The sequence below is a fragment of the Bacteroides sp. OM05-10AA genome, from assembly GCF_003439055.1.
Taxonomy (GTDB): Bacteria; Bacteroidota; Bacteroidia; order Bacteroidales; family Bacteroidaceae; genus Bacteroides; species Bacteroides intestinigallinarum.
Genome location: NZ_QSUR01000035.1, coordinates 1 through 20,492, shown reverse-complemented (window position 1 = coordinate 20,492; position 20,492 = coordinate 1). Strand labels below are relative to the sequence as shown.

The 20,492-nt window shown below is 41.7% G+C and carries 17 protein-coding genes and 5 tRNA genes; 1 reads left to right on the top strand and 21 read right to left on the bottom strand.

Going from position 1 to position 20,492, the window contains the following annotated elements:
- Positions 1 to 2: 2 nt before the first annotated feature.
- The 21 genes from fusA to rpsU all read right to left on the bottom strand — a co-directional run bounded on the left by fusA (position 3) and on the right by rpsU (position 18,442).
- Positions 3 to 2,120: an elongation factor G gene (gene fusA, locus DXB58_RS21870; protein WP_122138256.1), complete on the bottom strand. Its 2,118-nt coding sequence runs from the start codon at positions 2,118 to 2,120 to the stop codon at positions 3 to 5.
- A 45-nt stretch (positions 2,121 to 2,165) separates the two neighbouring features.
- The gene (rpsG, locus tag DXB58_RS21865) at positions 2,166 to 2,642 is read right to left on the bottom strand and encodes a 30S ribosomal protein S7 (protein ID WP_004296352.1); all 477 of its coding nucleotides are present in this window, start codon (positions 2,640 to 2,642) and stop codon (positions 2,166 to 2,168) included.
- Between the two features lie 143 nt (positions 2,643 to 2,785).
- Positions 2,786 to 3,196, bottom strand: coding sequence for a 30S ribosomal protein S12 (rpsL, locus tag DXB58_RS21860; RefSeq protein ID WP_002558078.1), 411 nt, complete (start codon positions 3,194 to 3,196; stop codon positions 2,786 to 2,788).
- A gap of 136 nt (positions 3,197 to 3,332) precedes the next feature.
- Positions 3,333 to 3,641 (bottom strand): DUF3467 domain-containing protein, encoded by a 309-nt coding sequence (locus tag DXB58_RS21855; RefSeq protein WP_122138255.1) that lies wholly within the window; start codon positions 3,639 to 3,641, stop codon positions 3,333 to 3,335.
- Between the two features lie 147 nt (positions 3,642 to 3,788).
- Positions 3,789 to 8,072: a DNA-directed RNA polymerase subunit beta' gene (gene rpoC, locus DXB58_RS21850; RefSeq protein WP_122138254.1), complete on the bottom strand. Its 4,284-nt coding sequence runs from the start codon at positions 8,070 to 8,072 to the stop codon at positions 3,789 to 3,791.
- 120 nt (positions 8,073 to 8,192) lie between these two features.
- A complete protein-coding gene (gene rpoB, locus DXB58_RS21845; protein WP_004307544.1) occupies positions 8,193 to 12,005 on the bottom strand; it encodes a DNA-directed RNA polymerase subunit beta in 3,813 nt (1,270 codons plus the stop codon).
- 104 nt (positions 12,006 to 12,109) lie between these two features.
- Entirely contained in the window at positions 12,110 to 12,484 is a 375-nt protein-coding gene (rplL, locus tag DXB58_RS21840; RefSeq protein WP_072529622.1) for a 50S ribosomal protein L7/L12, read from the bottom strand.
- A gap of 90 nt (positions 12,485 to 12,574) precedes the next feature.
- Positions 12,575 to 13,096 (bottom strand): 50S ribosomal protein L10, encoded by a 522-nt coding sequence (gene rplJ, locus DXB58_RS21835; protein ID WP_122138253.1) that lies wholly within the window; start codon positions 13,094 to 13,096, stop codon positions 12,575 to 12,577.
- Positions 13,097 to 13,111: 15 nt separating this feature from the next.
- Entirely contained in the window at positions 13,112 to 13,810 is a 699-nt protein-coding gene (rplA, locus tag DXB58_RS21830) for a 50S ribosomal protein L1 (protein WP_004296360.1), read from the bottom strand.
- Positions 13,811 to 13,825: 15 nt separating this feature from the next.
- On the bottom strand, positions 13,826 to 14,269 hold the full coding sequence (gene rplK, locus DXB58_RS21825) for a 50S ribosomal protein L11 (RefSeq protein ID WP_004296361.1): 444 nt from the start codon (positions 14,267 to 14,269) through the stop codon (positions 13,826 to 13,828).
- A gap of 61 nt (positions 14,270 to 14,330) precedes the next feature.
- The gene (gene nusG / locus DXB58_RS21820; protein ID WP_004296362.1) at positions 14,331 to 14,873 is read right to left on the bottom strand and encodes a transcription termination/antitermination protein NusG; all 543 of its coding nucleotides are present in this window, start codon (positions 14,871 to 14,873) and stop codon (positions 14,331 to 14,333) included.
- A gap of 17 nt (positions 14,874 to 14,890) precedes the next feature.
- Positions 14,891 to 15,082 carry a preprotein translocase subunit SecE gene (secE, locus tag DXB58_RS21815; protein ID WP_004296363.1) on the bottom strand — a complete coding sequence of 64 codons (192 nt, stop codon included), beginning with the start codon at positions 15,080 to 15,082 and terminating at the stop codon, positions 14,891 to 14,893.
- 14 nt (positions 15,083 to 15,096) lie between these two features.
- Positions 15,097 to 15,169, bottom strand: a tRNA-Trp gene (locus DXB58_RS21810).
- A gap of 53 nt (positions 15,170 to 15,222) precedes the next feature.
- Positions 15,223 to 16,407, bottom strand: a complete 1,185-nt coding sequence (tuf, locus tag DXB58_RS21805; RefSeq protein ID WP_122138252.1) for an elongation factor Tu — start codon at positions 16,405 to 16,407, stop codon at positions 15,223 to 15,225.
- A gap of 51 nt (positions 16,408 to 16,458) precedes the next feature.
- Positions 16,459 to 16,530 (bottom strand) — tRNA-Thr (locus DXB58_RS21800).
- A gap of 10 nt (positions 16,531 to 16,540) precedes the next feature.
- Positions 16,541 to 16,613 (bottom strand) — tRNA-Gly (locus tag DXB58_RS21795).
- 28 nt (positions 16,614 to 16,641) lie between these two features.
- Positions 16,642 to 16,724: transfer RNA gene (locus tag DXB58_RS21790), tRNA-Tyr, on the bottom strand.
- Between the two features lie 85 nt (positions 16,725 to 16,809).
- A tRNA-Thr gene (locus tag DXB58_RS21785) sits at positions 16,810 to 16,883 on the bottom strand.
- A gap of 97 nt (positions 16,884 to 16,980) precedes the next feature.
- The gene (gene hpf, locus DXB58_RS21780) at positions 16,981 to 17,280 is read right to left on the bottom strand and encodes a ribosome hibernation-promoting factor, HPF/YfiA family (RefSeq protein ID WP_004296365.1); all 300 of its coding nucleotides are present in this window, start codon (positions 17,278 to 17,280) and stop codon (positions 16,981 to 16,983) included.
- Between the two features lie 15 nt (positions 17,281 to 17,295).
- A complete protein-coding gene (xerC, locus tag DXB58_RS21775; protein WP_122138251.1) occupies positions 17,296 to 18,177 on the bottom strand; it encodes a tyrosine recombinase XerC in 882 nt (293 codons plus the stop codon).
- Between the two features lie 73 nt (positions 18,178 to 18,250).
- Entirely contained in the window at positions 18,251 to 18,442 is a 192-nt protein-coding gene (gene rpsU / locus DXB58_RS21770; protein ID WP_002558090.1) for a 30S ribosomal protein S21, read from the bottom strand.
- Between the two features lie 188 nt (positions 18,443 to 18,630).
- Here rpsU and DXB58_RS21760 point away from each other — a divergent pair, with 188 nt between their 5' ends.
- Positions 18,631 to 20,412 carry an aminopeptidase P family protein gene (locus tag DXB58_RS21760; RefSeq protein WP_122138250.1) on the top strand — a complete coding sequence of 594 codons (1,782 nt, stop codon included), beginning with the start codon at positions 18,631 to 18,633 and terminating at the stop codon, positions 20,410 to 20,412.
- Positions 20,413 to 20,492: the final 80 nt, after the last annotated feature.

Genomic DNA, 20,492 nt, shown 5'->3' with positions numbered 1-20,492 from the left:
ATTTAGAGTAAATCAGCGCGTCCTTTTACTTCTTCCAATACAGCCTTAGCAATAGAAGAAGAAAGCTGAGCGTGATGAGAGTAAGTCATTGATGAAGTTGCACGACCAGAAGTGATAGTACGTAAAGCTGTTACATAACCAAACATTTCCGCCAGCGGAACCATCGCTTTCACGATACGAGCACCTGAACGACTAGATTCCATACCTTCAACCTGTCCACGACGTTTGTTCAAGTCACCGATAACATCACCCATGTTTTCTTCCGGAGTTACAACTTCCAGTTTCATGATAGGTTCCATCAAAACAGGACCTGCCTTAGCACATGCATTCTTATAAGCTTGCATTGCACAGATTTCGAACGACAACTGGTCAGAGTCAACCGGATGGAATGAACCATCAACCAAAGTAACTTTCAATGAATCCAGCGGATAACCTGCCAAAACACCACTCTTCATGGCATTTGTAAAGCCTTTCTGAACTGCAGGAATAAATTCCTTAGGAATATTACCACCTTTTACTTCGTCAACAAACTGTAAACCACCCAAAGTGAAATCCGCATCAGCCGGACCAATATTCACGATGATATCAGCAAACTTACCACGTCCACCAGACTGCTTCTTATATACTTCACGCAAGTTAACTGTCTTCGTGATAGCTTCTTTGTAGTTAACCTGAGGTTTACCCTGATTACATTCTACTTTGAATTCACGTTTCAAACGGTCAATAATGATATCCAAGTGGAGCTCACCCATACCAGAAATAACCGTCTGACCAGTCTGTTCATCTGTCTTCACAGTAAACGTCGGATCTTCTTCAGCCAATTTAGCCAAACCGTTAGACAATTTATCCATATCCTTCTGAGTCTTAGGCTCTACAGCGATACCGATAACCGGTTCCGGAAAATCCATAGATTCAAGTACGATCGGAGCGTTTTCATCACATAAAGTATCACCAGTGTGAATATCTTTGAAACCTACACCTGCACCAATATCACCAGCACCGATTACTTCAACCGGATTCTGTTTGTTAGAGTGCATCTGGAACAGACGAGAAACGCGTTCTTTCTTACCAGAGCGAGAGTTGTAAATATAAGAACCTGCTTCAATTTTACCTGAATAAACACGGAAGAAAGTCAAACGGCCTACATATGGGTCAGTTGCAATCTTAAATGCCAAGGCTGATGTTTTTTCATCATCACTTGGTTTACGATCTTCTTCAGCTCCAGTATTAGGATTGGTACCGATAACATTTTCTGTATCCAGCGGAGAAGGCAAGAAAGCGCAAACGTAGTCAAGCAAAGTTTGAACACCTTTATTCTTGAAAGAAGACCCACAAAGCATAGGAACTACAGCCATTTGAACTGTTGCATTGCGAAGAGCTCTCAACACTTCCTCTTCAGTAATAGTAGAAGGATCATCAAAATATTTCTCCATCAAAGCATCATCAAATTCAGCCACTTTTTCAAGCATCTTATCTCTCCATTCGTTAGCTTCATCGATAAGATTTGCCGGAATCTCTTCTACAGTATAGTCAGCTCCCATTGTTTCATCATGCCAGTAGATAGCTTTCATCTTAATAAGATCAACAAGACCTTTAAAAGACTCTTCCGCACCGATAGGAACAACGATAGGACATGGATTAGCACCAAGAACATCCTTCATCTGGCGAACCACTTCAAAGAAGTCAGCACCAGAACGGTCCATCTTATTTACATAAGCAATACGAGGAACATTATATTTGTCAGCCTGACGCCATACAGTTTCAGATTGAGGTTCAACACCACCAACTGCACAGTAAGCAGCCACAGCTCCATCAAGGATACGCAATGAACGTTCTACCTCTGCGGTAAAGTCAACGTGTCCCGGAGTGTCAATCAAGTTAATTTTGTAAGTATCACCAGCATATTGCCATCTTGTTGTTGTAGCAGCAGATGTAATAGTAATACCACGTTCTTGCTCCTGTTCCATCCAGTCCATAGTAGCAGCACCGTCATGAACTTCACCAATTTTGTGAGTCAATCCGGTGTAGAACAGGATACGTTCAGAAGTAGTTGTTTTTCCGGCATCAATGTGAGCCATGATACCGATATTACGAGTTAAATGTAAATCATGTTTAGCCATCTTCTAATTCCTTTACTTTAAGTTTATATTTGGTTTCTTACAGTATTAGAATCTAAAATGAGCAAATGCACGGTTAGCTTCTGCCATTCTATGCATATCTTCTTTACGTTTGTATGCACCGCCTTGTTCATTGAAGGCATCCATAATTTCAGCAGCCAACTTGTCAGCCATTGATTTACCGCCTCTTTTACGAGCAAACAAGATCAGATTCTTCATTGAAATCGATTCTTTACGATCCGGACGGATTTCAGTAGGAACTTGGAAGGTAGCACCACCTACACGGCGAGACTTTACTTCCACTTGCGGAGTCACATTATCCAAAGCCTTTTTCCAGATTTCGAGAGCAGATTTTTCTTCATTAGGAAGTTTTGCTTTCACAGTTTCCAGAGCGGCATAAAAGATTTCATAAGATGTATTTTTCTTTCCATCATACATCAAGTGATTCACAAATTTGGAAACCTTTTGGTCATTAAACACGGGATCCGGAAGAATCAGGCGTTTTTTTGGTTTTGCTTTTCTCATTTGTTTGAAAAATAATGTTTTTGTTCTTGGTTGTCTACTTCTTGACTTCTTCAATTCTCCCTCCGGAGAATTTACTCAACCTTTAGCATTTCCAACAAACTAAAACGTAAGTTATTACTTTAATTTTAATCAGATTTTAATCCTTATTTTTTCTTACCTTTAGCAGGAGCAGCAGCTTGTCCCGGTTTCGGACGCTTAGCACCATACTTAGAACGTCTTTGAGTACGGCCAGCAACACCTGCAGTATCAAGTGTACCACGAACGATGTGATAACGCACACCCGGAAGGTCTTTTACACGACCACCACGTACCAAAACGATTGAGTGTTCCTGCAAGTTGTGTCCTTCTCCCGGAATGTATGAGTTCACCTCTTTTTGGTTAGTCAAACGTACACGAGCTACTTTACGCATTGCAGAGTTCGGCTTCTTCGGAGTAGTAGTATATACTCTCACGCAAACGCCACGTCTTTGAGGACATGAATCCAAGGCTGGAGATTTACTTTTCTCCACCAGCACTTCGCGTCCTTTTCTTACTAATTGCTGAATTGTAGGCATTTTAATTGTTTTTTGATTTATATTATTGTTATATTAATTTCGTAACTATACATTTTGGGCTGCAAAAATACGAATAATATTTGAATATTCAATGCGCTACAACTTTTTTTTCTTTTTTAATGTTTTTATATCATCCTCACGCTTCGCCTTTTACACCCGCCAAAGGAGGAAGAGAAGGTTCATCTGAAGTACGAATCGGACCGAATACCCGTTCATACTTTGCTATATTGTCTTCCAATGCCCGCAGCAGGCGTTTTGCGTGTTCCGGAGCCACAATAATGCGAGATTGCACACCAGCCTTCGGTATACCCGGCATTACGCGCACAAAGTCAAGGATGAATTCAGAACTAGAATGAGTAATAATAGCTAGATTTGCATAAGTTCCCTGCGCTACCTCTTCTCTCAATTCAATCTGTAATTGTCCGTTGTTATTTTGTTCTTCCATATTTTATATGATTAAAAAGTTATCCTGCAAAATAACACATTTTTCCTGAGACTAATGGTAATACACACAAGTAAAAAAGAAATAAAAAAAAGGAGCAATTACCCAATCTGGCAATCGCTCCTTCTCATATAGTCAATTGAATTGTATTTATTCTACTTCATTGTAGTCAAGTACTGTTTTCTTGTTAGCCAAGATACGGTCATACTCTTCTTTTGATCCAACGATGAGTTTTTCGAATTCGCGCTGACCGGTACCTGCAGGAATCAAGTGACCACAGATCACATTTTCCTTCATACCTTCCAACTTATCGATCTTACCGTTGATAGCAGCCTCATTCAAGACTTTCGTTGTTTCCTGGAAGGAAGCAGCCGACATAAAGCTTGAAGTCTGCAAAGCAGCACGTGTGATACCCTGAAGGATCTGAGTAGAGGTAGCAGCAACAGCGTCACGAACCTCAACCGGTTTCAAGTCACGACGTTTCAACATACTGTTCTCATCACGCAACTTACGGGCAGTTACAATCTGACCAGCTTGCATATTTTGAGAATCACCAGCATCCACTACGACTTTCTTACCCCAGATACGATCATTTTCTTCCATGAATTCCAGCTTGTCTACGACTTGCTGTTCGAGGAAACGAGTATCTCCCGGTTCATCAATCTGAACCTTGCGCATCATCTGACGAACGATAATCTCGAAGTGCTTATCATTGATCTTCACACCCTGCAAGCGGTATACATCCTGAACTTCATTCACAATATATTCTTGTACAGCTGTAGGACCTTTAATTGCCAAGATATCTGCTGGAGTAGTAGCACCGTCAGACAACGGAGTACCTGCACGTACATAGTCATTTTCCTGTACCAGAATCTGCTTAGACAGTGCAACCAGATATTTCTTAACCTCACCAGTCTTAGAAGTTACAATGATCTCACGGTTACCACGCTTGATCTTACCCATTGTTACCTCACCGTCGATTTCAGAAACGACAGCCGGATTTGACGGGTTACGAGCTTCAAACAATTCAGTAACACGAGGAAGACCACCCGTGATATCACCCGCTTTACCAACGGCACGCGGAATCTTCACGATTACTTCACCAGCTTTTACCTTCTGACCATTCTCGATGATTACGTGACCACCTACCGGTAAGTTATAAGTACGGATCAAATCACCGTCCTCTGTCAAGATATGAGCTGTAGGAACTTTGGTTTTATCCTTGGATTCAATAATAATAATTTCACGCAGACCTGTTGCTTCATCCGATTCAACCTTATAAGTAACGTTTTCAATTACGCCCTCAAATTCGATCTTACCAGTTGCTTCTGTGATAATTACAGCGTTGAACGGGTCCCACTTAGCAATCAGTTTGCCTTTCTCTACCAAATCACCGTCACCTACATACAGTGTTGAACCATAAGGAACGTTATGAGTAGAAAGAACGATACCTGTGTTCACATCCACAAAGCGCACTTCAGCCAAACGACCTACTACCACTTTAGCAGATTCACCCATCTCGTCAACGATATCTACCGTACGCAACTCTTCAAATTCAAGACGTGCATTGTTTTTAGCAACGATACTTGCATTAGCAGCAATATTCGCAGCAGTACCACCGGCGTGGAATGTACGCAATGTCAACTGTGTACCCGGCTCACCAATAGACTGAGCTGCAATTACACCGACAGCTTCACCTCTCTGAACCATACGGCTTGTTGCCAGGTTACGTCCGTAACATTTAGCACAAACACCTTTCTTCGCTTCACAAGTTAATACCGAGCGGATTTCAACACTCTCAATCGGAGAATCCTGAATCTTCTTACCAACTTCTTCAGTGATTTCTTCACCACCGGCAACAAGCAATTCACCTGTTGTAGGATGGATAATATCATGTACGGAAACACGTCCTAAGATACGTTCGTACAGGGTAGCAATAACTTCATCGTTATTCTTAAGGTCTGTACAAACCAATCCGCGAAGTGTACCGCAGTCTTCTTCTGTAATAATCACATCGTGTGATACGTCCACCAGACGACGAGTCAGATAACCGGCATCGGCAGTCTTCAAAGCGGTATCCGCCAAACCTTTACGAGCACCGTGGGTAGAGATAAAGTACTCCAACACCGAAAGTCCTTCTTTAAAGTTTGACAAAATCGGGTTCTCGATGATCTGACCACCTTCAGCACCTGCTTTCTGCGGTTTTGCCATCAAACCACGCATACCTGACAACTGACGAATCTGTTCTTTAGAACCACGGGCACCAGAGTCAAGCATCATATATACAGAGTTGAATCCCTGATCATCCGAAGAAATTGTCTTCATCAGGATATTAGACAACTCAGAGTTTACATGTGTCCAGATATCGATCACCTGGTTGTAACGTTCATTGTTGGTAATGAAACCCATGTTATAGTTGTTTACGACTTGTTCTACTTCGTCGTAACCTTTCTGTACCAACGTTTCTTTTTCCTTTGGAATGATAATATCACCCAAGTTGAATGACAAACCACCCTTGAACGCCATCTGATAACCTAAGTTCTTGATTCCGTCCAGGAAGTCGGCAGCCTTAGCCACACCACATACCTTAATTACATCACTAATAATATCACGAAGAGATTTCTTAGAGATAATTGTATTGATATAACCAGCTTCAGGCGGAACGATTTCATTAACAATCACACGTCCTACCGAAGTTTCGCGCATTACGTCTACAATGTTACCATTTTCATCAACGTCTTTCACGATAACTTTCACCGGAGCATGAATATCTACCTTACCTTCATTGTAAGCGATCAACGCCTCTTCCGGTCCGTAGAATGTCAGACCTTCCCCTTTCGCACCAGCACGCAACTTAGTAATATAATACAAACCAAGAACCATATCCTGTGCAGGCACAGTAATAGGCGCACCGTTTGCCGGATTCAAGATATTATGTGATTGAAGCATCAACATTTGTGCTTCCAGAATTGCTTCATTACTCAAAGGCAAGTGAACAGCCATCTGGTCACCGTCAAAGTCGGCATTGAATGCCGTACATGCCAACGGGTGCAACTGAATAGCTTTACCTTCGATCATCTTAGGCTGGAAAGCCTGAATACCCAGACGGTGCAATGTCGGAGCACGGTTCAACAGTACCGGATGTCCTTTCATTACATGTTCCAGAATATCCCAGATCACCGGTTCCTTGCGGTCAACAATCTTCTTGGCAGACTTAACAGTCTTAACGATACCACGTTCGATGAGCTTACGAATAATAAACGGCTTGTACAATTCGGCAGCCATCAATTTAGGAATACCGCATTCACCCATTCTCAATTCCGGACCTACGACGATTACCGAACGAGCAGAGTAGTCAACACGTTTACCCAGCAAGTTCTGACGGAAACGTCCTTGTTTACCTTTCAAGCTGTCAGACAATGACTTCAACGGGCGGTTGGCGTCTGTCTTCACAGCACTTGACTTACGTGAGTTATCAAACAAAGAATCGACAGATTCCTGAAGCATACGTTTTTCATTACGCAAGATCACTTCCGGAGCCTTGATTTCAATCAGTCGTTTCAGACGGTTATTACGGATAATCACACGACGATAAAGATCGTTCAAGTCAGATGTAGCAAAACGGCCACCATCCAACGGAACCAACGGACGAAGTTCGGGCGGGATAACCGGTACGATACGTACAATCATCCATTCCGGTTTGTTGCGTCCACGTGATGCACGGAACGATTCTACTACCTGAAGACGTTTCAAAGCCTCATTCTTACGTTGCTGTGAAGCATCGTTACCTGCACGGTGACGCAATTCGTAAGACAAAGCATCCAGATCCAGACGAGCCAGCAAATCATAGATAGCTTCAGCACCCATCTTTGCAACAAACTTGTTCGGATCATTATCTTCAAGATATTGATTATCTTTTGGAAGCGTATCCAGGATATCCAGATATTCTTCTTCCGAAAGCAAATCATATTCAGCTACACCGTCTTCAGCTTTTACACCCGGCTGAATAACAACATAACGTTCGTAGTATATAATCGAATCCAGTTTCTTAGTCGGCAGTCCGAGCAAATAACCGATTTTATTAGGGAGCGAACGGAAATACCAGATGTGAGCCACCGGCACAACCAGCTGGATATGTCCCATACGTTCACGGCGTACTTTCTTTTCAGTAACTTCCACACCACAACGGTCGCAGACGATACCTTTATAACGGATACGCTTGTATTTACCGCAATGACATTCATAATCCTTGATAGGACCAAAAATGCGCTCGCAGAACAAACCATCACGTTCGGGTTTGTACGTACGGTAATTAATGGTTTCAGGCTTCAAAACTTCACCACTCGAATTCTCAAGGATTTCTTCCGGAGAAGCCAGACCAATTGAGATCTTCGAGAAATTACTTTTCGTCTTATTTTCTTTTCTAAAAGCCATACTCTATATTTAATTGAAAATGGAAAATTAAAAATTAAAAATTAAGAAACCAAAGAATGAAAACTGAAAACTAAAAACAATCCATTCTCAATTTTCAATTCTCAATTCTCAATTTATTAATTATTCTAGGTTGATACTCAAACCTAATCCTCTCAACTCGTGTAACAATACGTTCAAGGATTCCGGAATGCCAGGTTGCGGCATCGGTTCACCTTTCACAATTGCTTCATAAGCTTTCGAACGTCCTACCACGTCGTCAGACTTGATAGTAAGGATTTCCTGCAGGATATGAGCAGCACCAAAACCTTCGAGTGCCCAAACCTCCATTTCTCCAAAACGCTGACCACCGAACTGTGCTTTACCACCAAGAGGTTGCTGAGTAATCAATGAGTACGGACCGATAGAACGAGCATGCATCTTGTCTTCAACCATGTGGCCCAACTTCAACATGTAAGTCACACCCACAGTAGCTGCCTGGTCAAATTGCTCACCTGTACCACCATCACAAAGATAAGTTTTACAGTAGCGAGGCAATCCTGCCTTGTCTGTCCACTGATCCAGATCTTCCATTGTAGCACCATCGAAAATAGGAGTTGCAAATTTCACACCCAATGTTTTTCCGGCACGTCCTAATACAGCTTCAAAAATCTGACCAATGTTCATACGAGAAGGCACACCCAACGGATTCAATACGATGTCAACCGGAGTACCATCCGACAAGAACGGCATATCTTCCTGACGAACAACGCGGGATACAATACCCTTGTTACCGTGGCGACCTGCCATCTTATCACCCACACCAATCTTACGCTTCTTAGCAATATATACTTTTGCCATCTGGATAATACCAGCTGGAAGTTCATCACCAATTGTAATAGCAAACTTCTTACGTTTCAATTCAGCATCCAGCTCTTTGTATTTCTTAATGAAATTCATCACCAGATCACGAATCATACCATTAATATGGTCATCACTGGTCCAGTTGCTTAACTGAATAGAAGTAAAGTCAAGTGAATCAAAATCAGAAGCACTGAACTTAGAACCTTTCGCAATTACTTCCGCACCCAGATAATCCTTCACACCTTGAGAAACCTTACCTTCAGTCAAAGTCATCAGTTTCTTAACCAGGATACGTTTCAGATCAGCTACCTTAGATTCAAATTCATCATCGATCTTAGGCAACAATGCTTTATCGGCCAGTTTTGAGCTACGATTCTTAATCACACGTGAGAAAAGTTTCTTATCGATCACAACACCTTTCAAAGAAGGAGAAGCTTTCAATGAAGCATCTTTCACATCACCTGCCTTATCACCAAAGATGGCACGAAGCAATTTTTCTTCCGGAGAAGGATCAGATTCACCCTTCGGTGTAATCTTACCAATCATGATATCACCCGGCTCGATACGAGCACCGATTCTTACGATACCATTTTCATCCAGGTCTTTAGTAGCTTCTTCACTTACATTCGGGATATCAGAAGTCAACTCTTCCATACCACGTTTTGTTTCACGAACTTCCAGAGAATATTCCTCTACGTGAACCGAAGTCAACAAGTCTTCGCGTACCACACGTTCGTTCAATACGATAGCATCCTCATAGTTGTAACCTTTCCAAGGCATGTAAGCAACCAACAGGTTCTTACCCAATGCCAATTCACCCTTTTCAGTAGAATAACCTTCAGTCAAGATGTCACCTTTCTTCACACGTTGGCCTCTGTCGCAAATCGGACGCAAGTCAATCGTCATGTTCTGGTTAGTCTTACGGAACTTAGGTATTCTATATTCTTTCAAAGCAGGTTCGAAACTTACGAATTCTTCGTCTTCTGTACGGTCATACAAAATACGGATAGTAGTAGCATCAACGTAGTCAACAACACCATCTCCTTCCGCAGTAATCTGCGTACGAGAGTCTCTTACCAACTGACGTTCGATACCTGTACCTACGATCGGCGCTTCACTTCTCAACAAAGGAACCGCCTGGCGCATCATGTTTGATCCCATCAATGCACGGTTAGCATCATCATGTTCCAGGAACGGAATCAATGAAGCCGCGATTGATGCAATCTGCTGAGGAGAAACGTCCATCAAATCAACCTCTGTCGGTTCAACAACCGGGAAGTCAGCATCCTGACGAGATTTAACTTTGTTACGCACAAATGTACCGTCATCATTCAACGGAGCATTTCCCTGTGCAATAACCTTTTCTTCCTCTTCTTCAGCAGTCAGATAAATCAGACCGTTATCAGAAAGATCCACTTTTCCGTTTTCCACCTTACGGTACGGAGTTTCAATGAATCCCAGATCATTAATCTTAGCAAATACACACAATGAAGAGATCAAACCGATGTTCGGACCTTCAGGAGTCTCAATCGGACAAAGACGACCATAGTGTGTGTAGTGAACGTCACGAACCTCAAATCCGGCACGTTCACGGGAAAGACCACCAGGACCAAGGGCAGACATACGACGCTTGTGCGTGATTTCAGCCAAGGGGTTTGTCTGGTCCATGAACTGAGACAATGCGTTCGTTCCGAAGAATGAGTTGATTACAGAAGAGATTGTCTTCGCGTTAATCAAATCAATCGGAGTAAACACTTCATTGTCACGAACGTTCATACGTTCGCGAATCGTACGAGACATACGAGCCAGACCAACAGCAAACTGATTAGAAAGCTGCTCACCTACTGTACGTACACGACGGTTACTCAAGTGGTCAATATCATCCACATCTGCTTTTGAGTTAATCAGCTCAATCAGATATTTGATGATTTCAATGATATCTTCCTTCGTGAGGACACGCACGTCCATATCAGTCGTCAGATTCAACTTTTTGTTGATTCTGTAACGACCTACATCACCAAGGTCATATCGTTTTTCAGAGAAGAACAAGTTGTTGATAACCTCCCTTGCACTCGCGTCATCAGCCGGATCGGCGTTACGCAACTGACGGTAGATATACAACACAGCTTCTTTTTCCGAGTTACTCGGGTCCTTCTGCAGCGTATTATATATAATAGAGAAATCGGACTGGTTCGGTTCATCTTTATGTAAAAGGATGTTTTGAACTCCCGACTCCAAAATTTCATCAATATGCACCTCTTCCAGTACGGTTTCACGATCGATAATAACTTCGTTACGCTCAATAGAAACCACTTCACCGGTATCTTCATCAACGAAATCTTCAATCCATGTTTTCAAGACACGTGCAGCCAATTTACGACCTAGCACTTTCTTCAGATTTGTCTTGTTCACCTTTACATCTTCTGCAAGGTTGAAAATCTCAAGAATATCTTTGTCATTCTCGAAGCCAATTGCACGCAACAAAGTCGTTACCGGCAATTTCTTCTTACGGTCGATGTATGCGTACATCACATTATTGATGTCAGTAGCAAACTCAATCCACGAACCCTTAAACGGAATAATACGAGCCGAATAAAGTTTCGTACCATTGGCATGTACACTCTGACCGAAGAACACACCCGGAGAACGGTGAAGCTGTGACACAACTACGCGTTCGGCACCGTTAATGACGAAAGTAGCCTTATCAGTCATATAAGGAATCGGGCCGAGGAATACGTCCTGAATCACTGTATCAAAATCCTCATGATCGGGGTCCGTACAGTAAAGCTTAAGTTTCGCTTTTAAGGGAACACTATAAGTAAGCCCACGCTCTATACAATCATCGATGGTATAACGCGGCGGATCAATATAATAGTCCAGAAACTCAAGAACAAAATTGTTTCTTGTATCGGCAATAGGGAAGTTTTCAGCAAATACTTTATACAATCCCTCATTCTTGCGCTTTTCAGGTGGGGTATCTAATTGTAGAAAGTCTTGGAATGACTTCAATTGTACTTCCAGGAAATCCGGGTATTCGAGCGGATTCTTAGTCGAAGCAAAATTAACTCTTTGATTTACAGTATTTGAAGACATCTGTCAATGAATTTGGAGAACTTAATTTGAAATATATACACAAAAAGGTTAAGAATCCTCTTGTGAAGGATTCCTAACCGAATTACCTGATTACCAGGCCAATGTTATTTAAGTTCAACTTCAGCTCCAGCTTCTTCCAATGTTTTCTTCAATGATTCTGCTTCGTCTTTAGCCAAACCTTCTTTTACTGTGCTAGGAGCACCGTCTACCAAGTCTTTAGCTTCTTTCAAACCAAGACCACAAGCTTCCTTAACGGCCTTAACTACCTGAAGTTTAGCTGCACCAGCGCTCTTCAATACTACGTCGAAAGAAGTTTTTTCTTCTACAGCAGCAGCACCAGCTGCAGGACCAGCAGCAACAGCTACAGCTGCAGCAGCAGGTTCAATACCGTATTCTTCTTTAAGGATAGTTGCAAGTTCATTAACTTCTTTTACTGTCAAGTTAACTAATTGTTCTGCAAAAGCTTTCAAATCTGCCATTTTTTGTATGATTTTAATGTTTAAATACTTGTTGATTTTTGAAAATTATTCGGGATGTTATTCCCAAGGCTGTGACGCCTTTTTCCATTTTTACGCTTCGGTACGTTCACCAAGAGTCTTGAGAACTCCGTGAATGGTGTTACCACCTGATTGAAGAGCAGAAATAACATTCTTGGCCGGAGATTGCAACAGTGCAACGATATCGGCGATAACTTCATTCTTACTCTTGATTGCAACGAGAGCATCCAATTGGTCTGCACCAACATAGAAGCTTTCTTCTGCATATGCAGCTTTCAGTCCGGGAATACCATCTTTAGCTTTGTCTTTGATTAACTTAGCAGGTACGTTTGCAGTGTTAGTAAACATAACAGCAGTAGTACCTTTCAAAGAACCGTAAAGAGGTGAGAAGTCTTCTTCCAGGCTTTCAAGTGCTTTGTGAAGCAGAGTGTTTTTAACCACCATCAATTTGATGTCTGATTTAAAGCAATCTCTTCTCAATGCGCTGGTAGCAGCAGCGTTCATCGCTGTAACGTCTACCAAGTAGAAGTGACCATATTCCTTTACTGTAGCAGCAATTTGCTCTATAATCGTACTTTTATCTTCCTTTCTCATTATTTCTCTGTTTTATTAGATTTCATCCACTGATTTCGGGTCGATTTTAATACCCGCACTCATTGTACTAGAAAGATAAATACTCTTAATATATGTACCCTTTGCTGCGGTCGGTTTCAGCTTGTTCAGAGTAGAGATGAACTCTTTCGCGTTGTCGCGAATCTGATCAGGACTGAATGATACCTTACCGATAGAAGTGTGAACGATACCGCTCTTATCAACTTTAAAGTCAATCTTACCTTGTTTTACTTCTTTTACAGCCTTAGCAACATCCATAGTTACAGTACCACTCTTAGGGTTCGGCATCAATCCACGAGGACCGAGTACACGACCGAGTGCACCAATTTTACCCATGATAGATGGCATAGTGATGATTACATCAATATCAGTCCATCCACCTTTGATCTTTTCAATATATTCGTCAAGACCAACATAGTCAGCACCAGCTTCTTTTGCAGCAGCTTCAGCATCCGGTGTACAAAGTACCAACACACGCACTTCTTTACCAGTACCATGAGGAAGTGAAACAACACCTCTCACCATCTGGTTAGCTTTACGCGGGTCAACCCCTAAACGTACATCAATATCCAGTGAAGCATCGAATTTGGAAAAAGTGATTTCTTTTACCAAAGATGCAGCTTCTTTCAGTGAGTATGCTTTCCCTGCTTCAATCTTTTCTGCAGCTAACTTTTGATTTTTTGTCAGTTTACCCATTACAATTGAAGTTTATTAGTTATTAACCGGGAACTCCCCTTTTACAGCGATACCCATACTTCTAGCTGTACCTGCAACCATTCTCATGGCAGCTTCCACAGTAAAACAGTTCAAGTCAACCATTTTGTCCTGAGCGATCGTACGAACTTGTTCCCAAGTAAGCTCGGCAACTTTCTTACGGTTAGGCTCAGCAGAACCACTCTTTACCTTAGCTACTTCAAGTAATTGAATAGCAACGGGAGGAGTCTTGATTACAAAATCGAAAGACTTATCTGCGTAGTAAGTAATGATAACAGGTAAAATTTTACCTGCTTTGTCTTGGGTTCTGGCATTGAATTGCTTGCAAAATTCCATGATATTGATACCCTTAGAACCCAAAGCAGGTCCAACGGGAGGTGATGGATTTGCAGCGCCTCCTTTAATCTGTAACTTGATTAGTCCAGCAACTTCTTTAGCCATTTTTTTATTGATTTATATATAAACATTAAACGAAGAACAACAACAGCGTAACAATTCCGTGTTATTCCTTTTCCACTTGCATAAAGCCCAATTCAAGCGGCGTTTTGCGCCCGAATATCTTTACCATGACCTTTAGTTTCTTTTTTTCGCTATTCACTTCTTCAATGATGCCACTGAATCCGCTAAAAGGTCCAAAAGTAACTTTTACAGTTTCACCCACCACGTACGGAATATTGAGTTCTTCACCCGTTTCCTGCAGTTCGTCCACTGTACCAAGTATACGATTCACTTCTGATTGTCTGAGAGGCACCGGTTTTTCGGAACCACCTAAAAAGCCTATCACATTCGGAGTGTTGCGCAAGTGATGAGCGACCTCACCAACCAAAGCAGCCTCCACCAAAACGTAACCAGGAAGATAGCTTCTTTCCTTCACAATTTTTTTGCCATTGCGAACCTGGTAAACTTTTTCAGTAGGAATCAATACCTGAGATACATATTCACCAAGGTCGCTGTTCTTAAGATCAGCTTCAAGATATTCCTTTACCTTAGCTTCTTTTCCACTAATAGCACGCAGAACGTACCATTTCTTTTCAATCTCAGCCATTTTCAATTCCTAATTTTTTAATGTGGATAAACGATTTTTTCCATGAAGTTCTGGAAACAGACATCCATACCCCATACTACCAATGCAATAAGCAGGGAAGCATATAAAACAACTACTGCACTGTTAGCAAGTTCAGAATACGTAGGCCACGATACTTTATGTACAAGTTCGTCGTAAGATTCTTTAATATAAGCTATTACCTTTTTCATTTCAATAATATTAGCACGGGAGGAGAGGCTCGAACTCCCGACACCCGGTTTTGGAGACCGGTGCTCTACCAACTGAGCTACTCCCGTGTGTACATAATCAGTTCCCGATGAAAAACCGGGAACTGATTAATTATTGTGTATTAGTCGATAATTTCAGTAATCTGACCAGCACCTACCGTACGTCCACCTTCGCGGATAGCGAAACGAAGACCCGGGTTCAATGCTACTGGGTAGATCAACTCAACTGTAATAGTTACGTTATCACCCGGCATTACCATTTCTGTTCCTTCCGGCAAAGTGATTTCACCTGTACAGTCCATAGTACGCAAGTAGAACTGAGGACGGTATTTGTTGTGGAACGGAGTGTGACGACCACCTTCTTCTTTCTTCAAGATATAAACCTCAGCTTTGAATCTAGAGTGCGGTTTAATCTGACCTGGTTTACAAAGAACCATACCACGTTTGATTTCGTTCTTGTCAACACCACGAAGCAAAAGACCTACGTTGTCACCAGCTTCACCTTGATCCAACAGTTTACGGAACATTTCAACACCAGTTACAACTGATTTCTTATCTTCACCTAAACCAAGGATTTCGATTTCATCACCAACGTGGATGATACCTGTTTCGATACGACCTGTTGCTACAGTACCACGACCTGTGATAGAGAACACGTCTTCAACCGGCATCAAGAAAGGTTTATCAACATCGCGCGGAGGAAGTGGAATCCAAGTATCAACTGCTTCCATCAGTTCCATAACTTTATCTTCCCATTTTTCAACACCGTTCAATGCGCCAAGAGCAGAACCACGGATGATAGGAGTATTGTCACCGTCGAAATCATAGAATGAAAGAAGTTCTCTCATTTCCATTTCAACGAGTTCCAACATTTCTTCGTCGTCTACCATATCGCATTTGTTCAAGAATACAACCAGACGAGGTACGTTTACCTGACGAGCCAACAGAATGTGTTCGCGAGTTTGAGGCATCGGACCATCAGTTGCAGCACAAACGATGATAGCACCGTCCATCTGAGCAGCACCAGTTACCATGTTCTTTACGTAGTCGGCGTGACCCGGGCAGTCTACGTGTGCATAGTGGCGGTTAGCTGTTTGATATTCAACGTGAGAAGTATTGATAGTAATACCTCTTTCTTTTTCTTCAGGAGCGTTGTCGATAGAATCGAAAGAACGCAATTCTGAAAGACCTTTTTTTGCCAACACTGTAGTGATAGCAGCTGTCAACGTTGTCTTACCGTGGTCTACGTGACCGATTGTACCAATGTTTACATGCGGTTTGGTACGTTCAAATTTCTCTTTAGCCATAGCTTTACTTGTTATTTATTTGATTAATAATCAGCATTTACATCCTTTATGAGCTGTTACCGGGACTTGAACCCGGGACCTCTTCCTTACCAAGGAAGTGCTCTACCACTGAGCTATAACAGCAAGAAAAGAGAGCGGAAGACGGGGCTCAAACCCGCGACCCTCAGCTTGGAAGGCTAATGCTCTATCAACTGAGCTACTTCCGCATTCTTGCCAAAGTTGTCACTCTGATTGTGGGCAAAGATGGATTCGAACCACCGAAGGCGTAAGCCAGCAGATTTACAGTCTGCCCCATTTGGCCACTCTGGTATTTGCCCTTTTCAAAATCAAGAAATAAAAGAACTATTTTCAAACAATATGATAAAGACAGATGTTCTATCTTTGTTCTTCGGTTTCTTTTTGAGCCTCTTGTCGGATTCGAACCAACGACCCCGAGATTACAAATCACGTGCTCTGGCCAACTGAGCTAAAGAGGCAAACTTACTAAAAAATGCAACCGTCACGTTCTAACGCGAGCGAAACGGCTGCAAATTTAGTTATTTATTTCTTTCCCGCAAAATATTTGGGATTTTTTTATTTGCTACGTTGCTTTTCCTTGTATTTAACCAGCTGTTTTACGAGCGCTTCCACATCTAAATCAATTGCCTCTTCAAATGTATCGCATACTTTGCTTGCATAAAACTCTCCATTGGGGATTAATATTTTAATGCCTGCTTCTTTATTTTCAGCAACTTCTGGTTTTACTACCTTTAATGACACCTCTACTTTCTTTATATCTTCGTAATATTTTTCCAACTTGGACACTTTCTTCTGAATAAATGCCTGCAATTGCTCTGACGCATCAAAGTGAATTGATTGAATTCTAACATCCATACTTACCTCCTTTTTTTAAGCTCTTGGATGAGCTTGTTTATACACTTTTTTAAGTTCTTCAAATGTGGCATGCGTATAGATCTCGGTAGTCGTAATGCTCTCGTGACCCAAAAGTTCTTTTACCGCGCCCAACTCTGCTTCATTATTCAGCATTGTGGTAGCAAAAGTATGCCTCAACACGTGAGGACTCCTTTTCTTCAGCGTTGCCACCTTTGACAGGTTCCGTTTCACTAAATTATAGACCAGATTCTTATAAAGCCGTTCGCCATTCTCTCTAATAAAGAAAGCCTCCGACCTTTCCGGAATCGTTTCGTTTCTTACATTAATATATTCAAGCATTAACTCCCGCAGTTCATCACCAAACGGTATCAGTCGTTGCTTATTTCTTTTCCCGGTCACTTTCAGAAGAGAAGCCGAAAAATCCACATCCCTATCATCCAAACCTATTAATTCTGAAAGTCTCATGCCAGTAGCATAAAACACTTCAATCACCAACTGGTCCCGACAACCTTTAAATCCTTCGCCAAAATCCGTATCATCCAATAACCGATTCATTTCGTTCTCTTTTAAGAACACAGGCAACGGCTTTTTGTTTTTAGGTCCTTTTATTTTACGCAAAGGATCTATAGTCGTTTCTCCCTGTCTTATGAGATACTTGTAAAACGTTCGGAGCGAACTTAGCTTACGATTTACAGAAGTTGAGGTATACCCTTTATCCATCAATGAAACAATCCATTCACGAATCAGTTCCGCCTCGACCTCTAACGGATTAAACTTTCCATACTCTTCCTGAGCAAACTCCTGCAGTTGCTTTATATCTTCACCGTACGCAAGAACGGTTTTTTCAGAATAGTTCCGCTCATACTGGAGATAATCAAGAAAAGATTCTATCAACATAATATCGCTACATCTAAAATCGTGCAACGAATGTATGAAAAGAATTCAATAATTCAAAGGAAATTACGAATTATTAATCTTCTACTTGCTGAAGTTGTTGTACGTAAACTGCGCGTTCTTTCTTAAGTCTTTTAGTTACAGACGGTTTATCAAACTGCTGTCTGCTTCTCAATTCTTTTACGATGCCAGTTTTCTCAAATTTTCTTTTGAACTTCTTCAGCGCTTTTTCAATGTTTTCGCCTTCTTTTACAGGTACTACAATCATTTTGTTACTATTAATATGTTATGATTAAAAAAATTCCGCAGTCAAATTGCGCCGCAAAATTACACATACTTTCTTTATTCACAAAACTTTCGGCAAATATTTCTCAAAAACTATTCATAAACAAGTCATTAAATGCAGAAAGTTAGTACCTTTGAAACACTTACATGTCTATAATAATATAATAAGGTATGAAACAGAACATAAAAGAACGAGTACATGCTCTGCGCATGACATTCCATCCCAACTACATCAAAGCATTCATTATCCCCAGCACCGACCCTCATCTTAGTGAGTATGTGGCTCCCCACTGGATGTCACGCGAATGGATTTCCGGTTTTACAGGTTCTGCAGGAACAGCGGTCATCCTGAAGGACAAAGCGGGATTATGGACCGACTCACGTTACTTCCTTCAGGCAGCGAAAGAACTGGAAGGCAGCGGCATCACACTCTACAAAGAAATGCTGCCGGAAACTCCAAGCATAACAGAGTTTCTCTGCCAGCACTTAAAACCCGGAGAATCTGTAAGCATCGACGGGAAAATGTTCTCCGTGCAACAGGTAGAACAAATGAAAGAAGAACTAGCGGCACATCAGTTACAGGTAGATATATTTGGAGATCCATTAAAAAACATCTGGAAAGACCGTCCCTCCATACCTGACTCTCCAGCCTTTATTTATGATATCAAATATGCAGGAAAAAGCTGCGAAGAAAAAATATCCGCCATCCGTGCGGAGTTGAAGAAGAAAGGCGTCTATGCTTTATTCATATCTGCACTGGACGAAATAGCATGGACTCTCAATCTACGAGGAAACGATGTACATTGCAATCCAGTCATAGTGAGCTACCTTTTAATTACACAGGATGAGGTAACTTACTTTATTTCACCGGAAAAAGTGACGCCGGAGGTCAAGGCTTATCTGAAGAAACAACAAATAGGAATACAGAAATATGATGAGGTAGAGGCATTCCTGAATTCTTTCCCCGGAGAAAATATTCTTATTGATCCACGGAAAACGAATTATGCGATTTACTCGGCCATTAATCCGAAATGTTCCATTATTCGTGACGAGTCTCCCGTCACATTATTGAAAGCCATTCGTAATGAACAGGAAATAGCCGGCATCCATGCTGCCATGCAACGGGATGGAGTGGCACTTGTCAGATTTCTCAAGTGGCTGGAAGAATCTGTTTCCACCGGAAAAGAAACTGAATTAAGTATAGATAAAAAGCTGCATGAATTCAGAGCAGCACAGCCTCTCTACATGGGAGAAAGTTTCGACACCATTGCAGGATATAAAGAGCACGGAGCAATCGTGCATTATTCGGCAACGCCGGAAAGCGATGTAACTCTTCAGCCTAAAGGATTCCTACTCTTAGATTCAGGGGCACAATATTTGGACGGAACCACTGACATCACTCGTACCATCGCATTAGGCGAACTGACAGAAGAGGAAAAGACGGATTATACCTTAATATTAAAGGGACACATAGCATTGGCTATGGCCAAATTCCCAGCCGGAACCCGTGGCGCGCAACTCGATGTACTGGCGCGTATGCCTATCTGGAATCACAGAATGAACTTTCTCCATGGCACAGGGCACGGCGTCGGGCATTTCTTGAGTGTACACGAAGGCCCACAAAGCATTCGTATGAATGAGAACCCTGTAATTCTTCAACCCGGCATGGTTACATCCAACGAACCCGGTGTTTATAAGGCAGGCAGTCACGGGATACGTACGGAAAATCTGACGTTAGTCTGCAAAGATGGAGAGGGAATGTTTGGAGAATATCTTAAATTTGAGACTATCACTTTATGTCCTATCTGCAAAAAGGGGATCATCAAGGAGATGTTGACAAAGGAGGAAATCGAATGGCTGAATAATTATCATCAGACTGTTTACGAAAAGCTCTCTCCAGATCTTAACGAAGAAGAAAAAACTTGGTTACAGAAAGCCACTACTTCTATTTAAAGATAAGATATCTGACACCCGGGTGTCAGCATACGTGCCTGTTGCACAACTCAATCATCGTATCAATTATCTCAAAATCT

What these genes read in the sequence shown, in the direction of transcription:
- fusA (WP_122138256.1), bottom strand. Translation starts at nt 2,120, where the DNA reads ATGGCTAAACATGATTTACATTTAACTCGTAATATCGGTATCATGGCT.
- rpsG (WP_004296352.1), bottom strand. Translation starts at nt 2,642, where the DNA reads ATGAGAAAAGCAAAACCAAAAAAACGCCTGATTCTTCCGGATCCCGTG.
- rpsL (WP_002558078.1), bottom strand. Translation starts at nt 3,196, where the DNA reads ATGCCTACAATTCAGCAATTAGTAAGAAAAGGACGCGAAGTGCTGGTG.
- DXB58_RS21855 (WP_122138255.1), bottom strand. Translation starts at nt 3,641, where the DNA reads ATGGAAGAACAAAATAACAACGGACAATTACAGATTGAATTGAGAGAA.
- rpoC (WP_122138254.1), bottom strand. Translation starts at nt 8,072, where the DNA reads ATGGCTTTTAGAAAAGAAAATAAGACGAAAAGTAATTTCTCGAAGATC.
- rpoB (WP_004307544.1), bottom strand. Translation starts at nt 12,005, where the DNA reads ATGTCTTCAAATACTGTAAATCAAAGAGTTAATTTTGCTTCGACTAAG.
- rplL (WP_072529622.1), bottom strand. Translation starts at nt 12,484, where the DNA reads ATGGCAGATTTGAAAGCTTTTGCAGAACAATTAGTTAACTTGACAGTA.
- rplJ (WP_122138253.1), bottom strand. Translation starts at nt 13,096, where the DNA reads ATGAGAAAGGAAGATAAAAGTACGATTATAGAGCAAATTGCTGCTACA.
- rplA (WP_004296360.1), bottom strand. Translation starts at nt 13,810, where the DNA reads ATGGGTAAACTGACAAAAAATCAAAAGTTAGCTGCAGAAAAGATTGAA.
- rplK (WP_004296361.1), bottom strand. Translation starts at nt 14,269, where the DNA reads ATGGCTAAAGAAGTTGCTGGACTAATCAAGTTACAGATTAAAGGAGGC.
- nusG (WP_004296362.1), bottom strand. Translation starts at nt 14,873, where the DNA reads ATGGCTGAGATTGAAAAGAAATGGTACGTTCTGCGTGCTATTAGTGGA.
- secE (WP_004296363.1), bottom strand. Translation starts at nt 15,082, where the DNA reads ATGAAAAAGGTAATAGCTTATATTAAAGAATCTTACGACGAACTTGTA.
- tuf (WP_122138252.1), bottom strand. Translation starts at nt 16,407, where the DNA reads ATGGCTAAAGAGAAATTTGAACGTACCAAACCGCATGTAAACATTGGT.
- hpf (WP_004296365.1), bottom strand. Translation starts at nt 17,280, where the DNA reads ATGGATGTTAGAATTCAATCAATTCACTTTGATGCGTCAGAGCAATTG.
- xerC (WP_122138251.1), bottom strand. Translation starts at nt 18,177, where the DNA reads ATGTTGATAGAATCTTTTCTTGATTATCTCCAGTATGAGCGGAACTAT.
- rpsU (WP_002558090.1), bottom strand. Translation starts at nt 18,442, where the DNA reads ATGATTGTAGTACCTGTAAAAGAAGGCGAAAACATTGAAAAAGCGCTG.
- DXB58_RS21760 (WP_122138250.1), top strand. Translation starts at nt 18,631, where the DNA reads ATGAAACAGAACATAAAAGAACGAGTACATGCTCTGCGCATGACATTC.